Here is a 10,366-nt window from a genome sequence, read left to right as displayed (position 1 = left end):
GCCGGGTTCGAGTTCACCAGCACCACCCGCAGACCCTCGGCCCGCAACACCCGGCACGCCTGCGTACCCGAGTAGTCGAACTCCGCCGCCTGACCGATCACGATCGGGCCGGAACCGATCACCAGAACGGACTTGATGTCACTGCGCTTAGGCACGCTGGCCCTCCATGAGCTTCACGAAGCGGTCGAACAGGTAGGCGGCGTCGTGCGGACCCGCTGCCGCTTCAGGGTGGTACTGCACGCTGAAGGCGGGGACGTCCAGGGCCTGGAGGCCCTCGACCACGTCGTCGTTGAGGCAGACGTGGGAGACCTCGACGCGCCCGAAGGGGGTGTCGCTCACCTTGTCCAGCGGTGCGTTCACGGCGAAGCCGTGGTTGTGCGCCGTGACCTCGACCTTGCCGGTGGTGCGGTCCTGCACCGGCTGGTTGATGCCGCGGTGGCCGTACTTGAGCTTGTACGTGCCGAAGCCCAGCGCGCGGCCGAGGATCTGGTTGCCGAAGCAGATCCCGAAGAACGGGGTCCTGCGCTCCAGCACCGCCTGCGCCACGGCGACCTGGTGGTCGGCGGTGGCCGGGTCGCCCGGGCCGTTGGAGAAGAAGACGCCGTCGGGGTTGACGGCGTAGACGTCCTCGACGGTCGAGTTCGCCGGCAGCACGTGCACCTCGATGCCGCGCTCGGCCATCCGCTGCGGGGTCATCGCCTTGATGCCGAGGTCCAGCGCGGCGACGGTGAAGCGCTTCTCACCGATCGCCGGGACCACGTACGACTCGGTCGTGGCGACCTCGGCGCACAGGTCGGCGCCCTTCATCTCGGCCGAGGACTGCACCCGGCCGAGCAGCTCGGCCTGGTCGGCCAGCGCCTCGCCGGAGAAGATCCCGCAGCGCATGGCGCCGCGCTCGCGCAGGTGGCGGGTGAGCGCCCGGGTGTCGATGCCGCTGATGCCGACGACGCCCTGTCGGACGAGCTCCTCGTCGAGCGGGCGGAGCGAGCGCCAGTTGGACGCGACGCGGGCGGGGTCGCGGACGACGTACCCGGCGACCCAGATCTGCTTGGACTCGTCGTCCTCGTCGTTCCAGCCGGTGTTGCCGATCTGCGGGGCGGTCATCACGACCACCTGACGGTGGTACGACGGGTCGGTGAGGGTCTCCTGGTAGCCGGACATGCCGGTGTTGAAGACCGCCTCGCCGAAGGTCTCGCCGGTCGCACCGTAGGCCTCGCCGCGGAAGGTCCGGCCGTCCTCCAGGACGAGCACGGCGGGAATACGCTCCCGCCGTTGGCGCTGCGTGGTGGGGGCAGGTGCGGTCATTGCGCGGCCTCTTCCGTCTTCGTGGTCGTACGTGTGGCAAATCGAGCGATCGCCTCGACCCAGGCGGCGTGCTCGTCGGGGTGGTCGAACCGGAACCCGGAGTCCAGCTCGGTGCCCTCGTGCGTCCAGGAGACGACGAGGAGTCCGGACGGGACGACCTTGCCGGCTATCCCGGAGTCCGTACGGGCACCGGTCAGGTGGTCGGCGGGGATCCAGAAGTCGACGTCGCCGGGGCGCTGCACCAGCAGGCCGTTCGCGCCGAGGGTCAGGTCGGCGCGGCTGCGGGTGCCCAGGCCGTGCGCGACGACCCGGTCGAGCCAGTTCCCGGCGGTGGTGCTGCCGTGGTACCGGCCGCTGGTCTCCAGGATGGTCCGGCCGGCGCGCTCCGGCACGGCGGGCAGCGGCGGGATGCCGGACTGCAGCGTGCGGCGCCAGTTCCAGCCCTGGCGCATCAGCCAGTAGACGAGGCTGATCACCAGGAGCAGACCGATCGCCCAGCCGATGTAGCCGGGCCAGTTGGTGACCCTGGCCTGTTCCTGGGCCAGCAGGGCGGAGGTCACGCGAGCCCGCCCTGCTCGACCAGCTCGCCGGCCAGCACGGTCGCGGTGCCGCGCAGGAAGGTGGCGTGCACCCGTCCGGGCAGGTCGAGGCCCCGGTAGGGCGTGTTCCGGGAGCGGGTGGCGAAGCTGTCGGGATTCACGGCACCACGGTACGCGGGATCGAAGAGCACCAGGTTGGCGGGCTCACCCACCGAGATCGGCCGGCCGTGCCCGGCCAGACGGCCGATCCGGGCCGGGCGGTGCGACATCCGGTCGGCGACGCCCTCCCAGTTCAGCAGGCCGGTCTCGACCATGGTCTGCTGGACGACCGACAGCGCGGTCTCCAGGCCGACCATGCCCATCGCGGCCACGGCCCACTCGCAGTCCTTGTCCTCGGACGGGTGCGGCGCGTGGTCGGTGGCGACGGCGTCGATGGTGCCGTCGGCGAGCGCCTTGCGCAGCGCCTGGACGTCCTCGGCGGTGCGCAGCGGCGGGTTGACCTTGTACACCGGGTCGTAGGAGCGGACCAGCTCGTCGGTGAGCAGCAGGTGGTGCGGGGTCACCTCGGCGGTGACGTCCCAGCCCTTGGCCTTCGCCCAGCGGACGATCTCGACCGAGCCGGCGGTGGAGACGTGGCAGACGTGCAGCCGGGAGCCGACGTGCGCGGCGAGCAGCACGTCGCGGGCGATGATCGCCTCCTCGGCGACGGCGGGCCAGCCGCCCAGGCCGAGCTCGCCGGAGACCTGGCCCTCGTTCATCTGGGCGCCCTCGGTCAGGCGCGGCTCCTGGGCGTGCTGGGCGACGACGCCGTCGAAGGCCTTCACGTACTCCAGGGCGCGGCGCATGATCACGGCGTCGTCGACGCACTTGCCGTCGTCGGAGAAGACCCGGACACCGGCCGCGGAGTCGTGCATCGCGCCGAGCTCGGCGAGCTTCTTGCCCTCCAGGCCGACGGTGACGGCGCCGACCGGCTGCACGTCGCAGTAGCCGGACTCCTGGCCGAGCCGCCAGACCTGCTCGACCACGCCGGCGGTGTCGGCCACCGGGAAGGTGTTGGCCATGGCGTGGACGGCGGTGAAGCCGCCCTTGGCGGCGGCCTGGGTGCCGGTGAGGACGGTCTCGGCGTCCTCGCGGCCGGGCTCCCGCAGGTGGGTGTGCAGATCGACCAGGCCGGGCAGGACGATCAGCCCGCCGGCGTCGATCTCGATGTCGACCTCGGCGTCGAGGCCGGTGCCGATCGCCTGGACGATGCCGTCGGCGAGGTGGAGGTCCTGCGGGGCACCGCCGAGGATCTGGGCGTTGCGGATCAGGTAGGTGGTCACTGAGCAGTCTCCACGGAGTCGGTGCGGGGGGCGTCGTTGAGGGTGGCTCCGCCGAGCAGCAGGTAGAGCACGGCCATCCGGATGGAGACGCCGTTGGCGACCTGCTCGACGACGGTGCAGCGCGGCGAGTCGGCGACCTCGGCGGTGATCTCCATGCCGCGGACCATCGGGCCGGGGTGCATGACGATGGCGTGCCCGGGCAGCTGGGCCATCCGGGCTCCGTTGAGGCCGTAGCGGCGGCTGTACTCGCGCTCGGTCGGGAAGAAGGCGGCGTTCATCCGCTCGCGCTGCACCCGGAGCATCATCACGGCGTCCGACTTGGGGAGCACGCTCTCCAGGTCGTAGCTGACCTCGCAGGGCCAGTTCTCGATGCCGATCGGCAGCAGCGTCGGCGGGGCGACGAAGGTGACGTGGGCGCCGAGCGTGGTCAGCAGGTGCACGTTGGAGCGGGCGACCCGGCTGTGCAGGATGTCGCCGACGATGGTCACCCGGCGGCCCGCGAGGTCGTGGCCGTGGCCCGGGTTGAGGTGGCGGCGCATGGTGAACGCGTCGAGCAGCGCCTGGGTGGGGTGCTCGTGGGTGCCGTCACCGGCGTTGATCACGCTGCCGTGCAGCCAGTCGGACTGGGCGAGGCGGGCCGGCGCGCCGGAGGCGTGGTGCCGGATGACGACCGCGTCGGCGCCCATGGCCTGCAGGGTGAGCGCGGTGTCCTTGAGGCTCTCGCCCTTGGAGACGGACGAGCCCTTGGCGGAGAAGTTGATGACGTCGGCGGAGAGCCGCTTCTCGGCGGCCTCGAAGGAGGTCTTGGTCCGGGTCGAGTCCTCGAAGAAGAGGTTGACGACCGTCCGGCCGCGGAGCGTGGGCAGCTTCTTGACGGCCCGACCGGAGAGCTGGGCCAGCTCCTCGGCGGTGTCCAGAATGAGCAGCGCGTCGTCGCGGGTGAGATCGGCGGCGGAGACGAGGTGGCGCTTCACGCGGGCTACTCCGGGAGGTGCGGTGCGGACGGCTGGGCGGCCAGGGCCTGCGAGGAGCGGGCCGCGAAGTCGCGGTCCCCGACCAGGACGGCGTCCACGCCGTCGCGGTCGGCGAGCCGCACCTGGACGGCCTCGCGCAGCGAGGTGGGCAGGTTCTTGCCCACGTAGTCGGCGCGGATCGGCAGCTCGCGGTGGCCGCGGTCGACCAGGACGGCGAGCTGGACGGCGCGCGGCCGGCCGATGTCGTTGAGCGCGTCGAGCGCGGCCCGGATGGTGCGGCCGGAGAAGAGCACGTCGTCGACGAGGATGACGAGTCTGCCGTCGATGCCGCCGGGCGGGATCTCGGTGTGCTCCAGGGCGCGGGCGGGCTTCAGCCGCAGGTCGTCCCGGTACATGGTGATGTCCAGGGTGCCGAGCGGGATGTCGCGTCCGGTGATCTGGGCCAGCCGGGTGTGCAGGCGCTTGGCGAGGTGGACGCCCCTGGTGTGGATGCCGAGCAGCACGACGTCCTCGGCGCCCTTGGCGCGTTCGACGATCTCGTGCGCTATCCGGGTGACGACCCGGGCGATGTCCGTGCCGTCCAGCACCTGGTGCGGCGGTCGCGGAGCGGTCTCGTGGTGTGCGGTCATGCCGAAGCGGACCTCCTTCCCCGCCTCACGGGACGGGTCTTAAAGGATGTCTGGAAGGGCCCCGCCGACGCGGCGTGGCCTCGGTTCATCGTATCAGCGCGGCCGCCGGCTAACCGACGTCCATCATTCCGCTTCTCCGGGTTCACGCGCCGGACGCACGGCTGATGCGGGCCATTCGCACGACTGCCCCATTCGGCTTGACGCAACTACCTCACTCTACGTAACCTCACAGTGAGTTACGAGATGGGCGTCGAACCTACCGGTAGCGACGCCGGCAATCGCCCGTGACCCACCACTGAACGCGAAGCAATCTCGTCCGGGGAGATCAATGTCCAGCGACTACGCGAAGCAGCTCGGAGGCAAGCTCCGAGCCATCCGCACTCAGCAGGGGCTCTCCCTGCACGGTGTCGAGGAGAAGTCCCAGGGGCGCTGGAAGGCAGTCGTCGTCGGCTCGTACGAGCGCGGCGACCGTGCGGTCACCGTGCAGCGGCTGGCCGAACTGGCGGAGTTCTACGGGGTCCCGGTGCAGGAGCTGCTGCCCGGCGGGACGCCCGGCGGTGCGGCGGAGCCGCCGCCGCGCCTGGTCCTCGACCTGGAGAGACTGACCCAGGTCCCGTCCGAAAAGGCCGGTCCGCTGCAGCGTTACGCGGCGACCATCCAGAGCCAGCGCGGCGACTACAACGGCAAGGTGCTGTCGATCCGCCAGGACGATCTGCGCACCCTCGCCGTGATCTACGACCAGTCGCCGTCGATCCTCACCGAGCAGCTGATCTCCTGGGGTGTGCTCAACCCCGACGCGCGCCGCGCGGTGCGCGAGGAGGAGGCGGGCTGAGGCTGGCCGCACCGTCTCCCGCCGCCGCGGGAGACCGGAAGTACCCGAAGCAGCGGCCGGGTCAGTACCCAGCAGAAACGTCACGGCGCGGCTCCCCTTCCGGGAGCCGCGCCGCGGCGCGTCCTCGGCGACGCCGCACCGGCCGCCCCGGCTTCCGCCCCACCGGCCCGCCGCCCCCCGGCGGGCCGCTCGGCGGACCGCTCAGCAGACCGTCTCCAGCCGGTAGCCCGGCTCCGCGGCCACCCCGTCCAGCCGGACCGGGCCGCCCGCCGGCGCCCACACCCGGCCCTCGCTCGCCCAGGCCCAGGCCGTCGGCCGGTACTCCCCGCAGGACGCCGCAGAGCCCTGCGCGCCGTGCAGCACCGCCAGGGCCGGCAGCTCGCGGGCCAGCCCCGTGCAGAGCACCGCGCAGAGCAGCTCCAGGTCCTCGTCGTTGATCCGCACCACACCGTCCTCCCACTGGAGGACCCGGGCCGCCGCGGTGAGCCGTCCGCCCGGCGCGTCCACCGCGAGGCGCAGCTCGTAGACCCCGCTGCCGGCGCCGAGCAGCATCCGGCGGAACACCTCGGCGCCGCGCTCGTAGGCCGCCTGCACCGCCTCGTCGCGCTCCCCGTACAGCCCGCCGTCGAGCAGGAGGTCGGCATGGCGCAGCGTCAGCCCGTTCTCCCGGGCCCGGACCAGCCGGGGGACGTAGTCGCCGACCAGCTCCTCACCCTGGTAGGCCAGGAGCTGGGTCTGCAGCGGCGGGTTGACGAGGTACCGGTCGCGGGCGGCCGGCTCGGCCGGGTCGAGCCCGTGCAGCAGACAGAAGTCGGCGAAGTCCTGCGGGTGGAACATCCGGGCCCGGACGGTGTCGAAGCGGCGCCGGGCCTCGGCGAGCAGTTCGGCGGTCTCGTGCAGGTACTGCTCGTGGTCCGGGGCGTCGGAGAGCTGCCAGGCGCGGGCCCGCTCGAAGTCGGCCGCGCTGGCCAGCACGCCGATGACGAAGGCCTGGCCGCCGTTGTCGGCCCGGTGCCGGTCGCGTCCCTCGATCCGCTCGTGCCCCTCGGTCCGCTCCGCCCGGTCCGCCCGCTCGGCCCGCTCGTACCGGGAGCGCGCCCGCGGCCGGGGACCGGCGGCGGTGCAGTCGGGGGTGCGGCGGGCGCGGCCGTTGCGGCTCATCGGGACTCCTCGGGCGGGCGGGCGGCGGTCGGGTCGGCGGCGGGGGTCGCCGCCGACCGTTGTCCTCCCCAACCCCGCGTGGCGCACACGTACGGCGTGTCACAGGACTGTAACCGAGGGTGAATCGGGTGTTTGGAGTCACGCACGGTTGTGCGGACGGGCCGTCACGCCCCGCGCATCCGGCTCACGCGCCGTCGCTCGGTCACGCCTCGTACTGGACCGATCACTCCGAGCTCAGGAGAACCGGCGCACTCGACCGGCCTCGCGCCGGCCTGCCCACTCCGCACGCCGGGCGCTCCGACACGACCGCGCGCCCGTCCCGTACAGCCTCACGCCTGGCGCGGCACCCGGGCCAACTGGCGGGACTGCGCGACCAGTCGGCCTGCCTCGTCCCAGACCTCGGCGTCCTCCTCGAAGTACCCGCCGGCCAGGTTCCGGGTGGCGTGCACGACCCGCAGCCACCCCGGAACGGGCTTGGCCCGCAGGTGCACGGTCAGTTCGACGGTCGGCGCCCAGCCCGGCATGCCGAGGTCGAAGGTGACCGGCGGCAGCGCGTCGGCGACCAGCAGGAGGAGCAGCGGGTCGGGCTCGCGCCCGTCGGCGAGCCGGAACCATCCCTGGATCCGCCCCTCCCCCGACGGCTGACCGAGCGCCCAACCGATGGTGGACGGGTCGAGCCGCATGTCGAACCGCTCCAACAGGGCGGCCTGCGCGATGAGTTCCTTGGGCGCGTGCTCGACGCCGACGCACTGGTCCGGCGGCGGCAGCTGGGGCGGCCGGGCGCTGGTGCGCACCTCGCCCTCGACCGCGGCGAGGTCGCCGTGGGTGGCGATCACCCGCAGCCGCTCGACGCCGTCCTGGCTGAGCGAGGCGGTGCCGGTGGAGAGCGAGCGGCCGGTGCGGATCACGTCGGTCCGGACGGTGGCCGGGCCGGGCGTGGAGGCGGAGAGGTAGTAACCGCTGATCGAGACCGGGTCGGCGTGGTCGGCGCTCTCCGGGCGGGAGCCGTGCTCCAGCGCGAGCGCGTGGCCGGCCACCGCGAGAAGCAGTCCGCCGTTGACGCCGCCGCCGATCTGCCAGCCGGCGCCGAGTTCGCCGTCGTACCGGCCGGACTCGTCCGGATGCGGGGTCAGCGCGATGCCCTGGTCGAACTCGCTGCGGATCGCCGTGGTCATGGGGGGTGGCCTGCCCTTCGCTGCGGGGTCGCCGACGGGCGTGGGCCGCCGGCGCACCGGGTTACTGGCGAGTAGGGCACCAACATACGCCACCACGGGAGAACGCACGACGGCCGTCGGGCCGTTCCCGGTCCGACGGCCGTCGGTGACGTGGGGAGCCGCTACCGGCGGATGCCGGGCTTCAGCTCCATGAAGCGGGCGAGCAGGCCGTTGACGAAGGCCGGGGAGTCGTCCGTGGAGAACTCCTTGGCGATCTCGACCGCCTCGTCCAGGACGACCGCGTCAGGGACGCCGTCCTCCCAGATCAGCTCGTACGCGCCGAGCCGCAGGACGTTGCGGTCCACGATCGGCATCCGGTCGAGCGTCCAGCCGACCGAGTACTGCGAGATCAGCTCGTCGATGCGGCGGGCGTACTGGACGTAGCCCTCGACCAGCTCCATCGTGTACTCGCCCACCTGCGGGGTGCCCTCGTCCGGCTTGGGCTCCCGGGCCCGGGCCACCCAGTCGGCGAGGACCGTCAGCGGGTCGACCCCACGGTGGTCGGCCTCGAACAGGATCTGGAAGGCTCGCGTGCGGGCCTTGGTGCGTGCGGACGACACGGACTTACTTCACCCGGCCGAGGTAGCTGCCGTCGCGGGTGTCGACCTTGATCTTCTCGCCGGTGACGATGAAGAGCGGGACGGCGATCTCGGCGCCGGTCTCCAGCGTGGCCGGCTTGGAGCCACCGGTGGAGCGGTCGCCCTGCACGCCCGGCTCGGTGTGCGAGATGAGCAGCTCGACCGAGGCCGGCAGCTCGATGTACAGGGGGGCGCCCTCGTACATGGCGACCAGGGCCTCGAAGCCCTCCAGCAGGTACTTGGAGGCGTCGCCGACGACGGCCGGCTCGACCGGGATCTGGTCGTAGGTGTCCGTGTCCATGAACACGAAGTTCTCGCCGTCCTTGTACGAGAACTGCATGCCGCGCTTGTCGACGTTGGCGGTCTCGACCTTGGTACCGGCGTTGAAGGTCTTGTCGACGACCTTGCCCGTCAGGACCTCCTTGAGCTTGGTGCGCACGAAGGCCGGGCCCTTGCCGGGCTTGACGTGCTGGAACTCGACGACGGACCAGAGCTTGCCGCCCTCCAGCTTGAGGACCATGCCGTTCTTGAGATCGTTCGTGGAAGCCACGGGCGCACTTACTCCTGGATATAGCTGTCAAGGAACCAAGGGGTTGCGTCCTGGGTCACAGGGCGAGGAGCTCCTTGGTGGTGATGGTGAGCAGCTCGGGCCCGCCCTCCTCAAGGGGGCGCACCACGAGCGTGTCCTCGATCCGGACGCCTCCCCGGCCCGGGAGGTGGACTCCTGGACCGACGGTGACCGGCACGCGGCTGTCCAGTTTACCCATGTCCGAGGGACCGAGGCGCGGCGCCTCCCGGATCTCCAGACCGATGCCGTGACCGACCGGGCGCGGAGAGGTCTCGGTGTGCCCCGCCGCCTTGAGGATCTCCCGCACGGCCCGGTCGGGCACACACTGCTCGACGCCCGGTCCGAGCGCCTCCCGGCCGGCCCGCTGGGCGCGGAACACCAGCCGGTGCAGCTCCACCTGCCAGGGCGCGGGGGCCGCTCCGATCACGAAGGTCCGGGCCGTCGACACCCCGTACCCGCGGTACCGCGCGCCGAGCACCACGGTCAGGAAGTCGCCCTCCTCCACCCTCCGGTCGGTGGGCTGGTGCGCCTGCTGGCCCGAGTGGCTGCCGGTGCCGACCGAGACCGGGAAGGCCGCCCGGTCCGCGCCGTGGTCGATCATCCGGCGTTCGAGCTCCATCGCCAGGTGCCGCTCGGTCCGGCCGACCAGGATCGACTCCAGCAGCTCGCCGAGCGCCTGGTCGGCGATCTCGGCCGCGATCCGCAGGTCGGCGATCTCGTGCTCGTCCTTCACCACCCGCAGCCGCTCCACCGCCTGGCCCAGGTCGCCGAGCCGCGCCCCCTCGGCCAGACCCGCCACCGCCCGGTGCCGGGCGACGGTCAGGTCGTGCTCCTCGACCGCCAACCGTCCCACCCGCAGCCCCGCCACGGAGGCGGCGGCGGCCAGCGCGGTGTCGGCACCCGCCGCGACCGGCACCTGGGTGACGTCCGGGGCGATCAGGTGCTCCCCCGTGTCGTCCGGCGGCAGGTCGTCCGGCAGTGTCAGCAGCACCTGATCCCGGGTGAGCAGCAGCGTCGCGCCGCACGGCGGGCACCCGGTCAGGTACCGCACGTTCGCCGCCCTGGTGATCAGCGCCGCGTCGGCCCCGGTCGCACTGCAGTGCTCCCGCAACCGCTCCCGCCGGCCCGCGTACGCATCAGACATGGGTCGAGCGTACGAACCCGCACCCCGATCCGCCCGCCGAACGCCCCCACCCGGGCACGCGGGCGGCGCCCGCCGGACCCGTGGAGGGGTCCGGCGGCTG

The 10,366-nt window shown here is 72.5% G+C and carries 11 protein-coding genes; 1 reads left to right on the top strand and 10 read right to left on the bottom strand.

Features of this window, described 5'->3' with window-relative positions:
• Window positions 1–147: 147 nt before the first annotated feature.
• Genes carA through pyrR form a run of 5 tightly spaced genes read right to left on the bottom strand, consistent with a single transcriptional unit; the run spans window position 148 to window position 4,769 of the window.
• Complete coding sequence (carA, locus tag ACFWOG_RS35700) at window positions 148–1,305, bottom strand: glutamine-hydrolyzing carbamoyl-phosphate synthase small subunit (RefSeq protein ID WP_329882215.1); 1,158 nt, start codon at window positions 1,303–1,305, stop codon at window positions 148–150.
• A complete protein-coding gene (locus ACFWOG_RS35695) occupies window positions 1,302–1,865 on the bottom strand; it encodes a hypothetical protein (protein WP_329882216.1) in 564 nt (187 codons plus the stop codon). The genes carA and ACFWOG_RS35695 overlap by 4 nt, the downstream gene beginning before the upstream one ends.
• Window positions 1,862–3,166, bottom strand: a complete 1,305-nt coding sequence (locus tag ACFWOG_RS35690) for a dihydroorotase (RefSeq protein ID WP_329882217.1) — start codon at window positions 3,164–3,166, stop codon at window positions 1,862–1,864. The genes ACFWOG_RS35695 and ACFWOG_RS35690 overlap by 4 nt, the downstream gene beginning before the upstream one ends.
• A complete protein-coding gene (locus ACFWOG_RS35685; RefSeq protein ID WP_329882218.1) occupies window positions 3,163–4,140 on the bottom strand; it encodes an aspartate carbamoyltransferase catalytic subunit in 978 nt (325 codons plus the stop codon). The genes ACFWOG_RS35690 and ACFWOG_RS35685 overlap by 4 nt, the downstream gene beginning before the upstream one ends.
• A gap of 5 nt (window positions 4,141–4,145) precedes the next feature.
• Complete coding sequence (gene pyrR, locus ACFWOG_RS35680; protein ID WP_329949855.1) at window positions 4,146–4,769, bottom strand: bifunctional pyr operon transcriptional regulator/uracil phosphoribosyltransferase PyrR; 624 nt, start codon at window positions 4,767–4,769, stop codon at window positions 4,146–4,148.
• 328 nt (window positions 4,770–5,097) lie between these two features.
• Here pyrR and ACFWOG_RS35675 point away from each other — a divergent pair, with 328 nt between their 5' ends.
• The gene (locus ACFWOG_RS35675; RefSeq protein ID WP_045692870.1) at window positions 5,098–5,601 is read left to right on the top strand and encodes a transcriptional regulator; all 504 of its coding nucleotides are present in this window, start codon (window positions 5,098–5,100) and stop codon (window positions 5,599–5,601) included.
• Between the two features lie 201 nt (window positions 5,602–5,802).
• Here ACFWOG_RS35675 and ACFWOG_RS35670 read toward each other — a convergent pair whose 3' ends face one another.
• From ACFWOG_RS35670 to ACFWOG_RS35650, 5 genes are all read right to left on the bottom strand, one after another.
• A complete protein-coding gene (locus tag ACFWOG_RS35670; protein ID WP_329949854.1) occupies window positions 5,803–6,762 on the bottom strand; it encodes a hypothetical protein in 960 nt (319 codons plus the stop codon).
• 329 nt (window positions 6,763–7,091) lie between these two features.
• Entirely contained in the window at window positions 7,092–7,937 is an 846-nt protein-coding gene (locus ACFWOG_RS35665) for a thioesterase family protein (protein ID WP_380363478.1), read from the bottom strand.
• A 161-nt stretch (window positions 7,938–8,098) separates the two neighbouring features.
• Window positions 8,099–8,536, bottom strand: coding sequence for a transcription antitermination factor NusB (nusB, locus tag ACFWOG_RS35660; RefSeq protein WP_329882223.1), 438 nt, complete (start codon window positions 8,534–8,536; stop codon window positions 8,099–8,101).
• A gap of 4 nt (window positions 8,537–8,540) precedes the next feature.
• Complete coding sequence (gene efp / locus ACFWOG_RS35655; RefSeq protein WP_329882225.1) at window positions 8,541–9,104, bottom strand: elongation factor P; 564 nt, start codon at window positions 9,102–9,104, stop codon at window positions 8,541–8,543.
• A gap of 55 nt (window positions 9,105–9,159) precedes the next feature.
• Window positions 9,160–10,266: an aminopeptidase P family protein gene (locus tag ACFWOG_RS35650; RefSeq protein ID WP_329949853.1), complete on the bottom strand. Its 1,107-nt coding sequence runs from the start codon at window positions 10,264–10,266 to the stop codon at window positions 9,160–9,162.
• Window positions 10,267–10,366: the final 100 nt, after the last annotated feature.

Source organism: Kitasatospora sp. NPDC058406 (assembly GCF_042722765.1).
Taxonomy (GTDB): Bacteria; Actinomycetota; Actinomycetes; order Streptomycetales; family Streptomycetaceae; genus Kitasatospora.
The sequence above is the reverse complement of the archived record's forward strand: the minus strand, read 5'-3'. Positions and strand labels throughout refer to the sequence as shown.

Excerpts from the sequence above, each read along its gene's own strand:
- carA (WP_329882215.1), bottom strand. The coding sequence starts at position 1,305 with ATGACCGCACCTGCCCCCACCACGCAGCGCCAACGGCGGGAGCGTATT.
- pyrR (WP_329949855.1), bottom strand. The coding sequence starts at position 4,769 with ATGACCGCACACCACGAGACCGCTCCGCGACCGCCGCACCAGGTGCTG.
- ACFWOG_RS35675 (WP_045692870.1), top strand. The coding sequence starts at position 5,098 with ATGTCCAGCGACTACGCGAAGCAGCTCGGAGGCAAGCTCCGAGCCATC.
- ACFWOG_RS35670 (WP_329949854.1), bottom strand. The coding sequence starts at position 6,762 with ATGAGCCGCAACGGCCGCGCCCGCCGCACCCCCGACTGCACCGCCGCC.
- ACFWOG_RS35665 (WP_380363478.1), bottom strand. The coding sequence starts at position 7,937 with ATGACCACGGCGATCCGCAGCGAGTTCGACCAGGGCATCGCGCTGACC.
- ACFWOG_RS35650 (WP_329949853.1), bottom strand. The coding sequence starts at position 10,266 with ATGTCTGATGCGTACGCGGGCCGGCGGGAGCGGTTGCGGGAGCACTGC.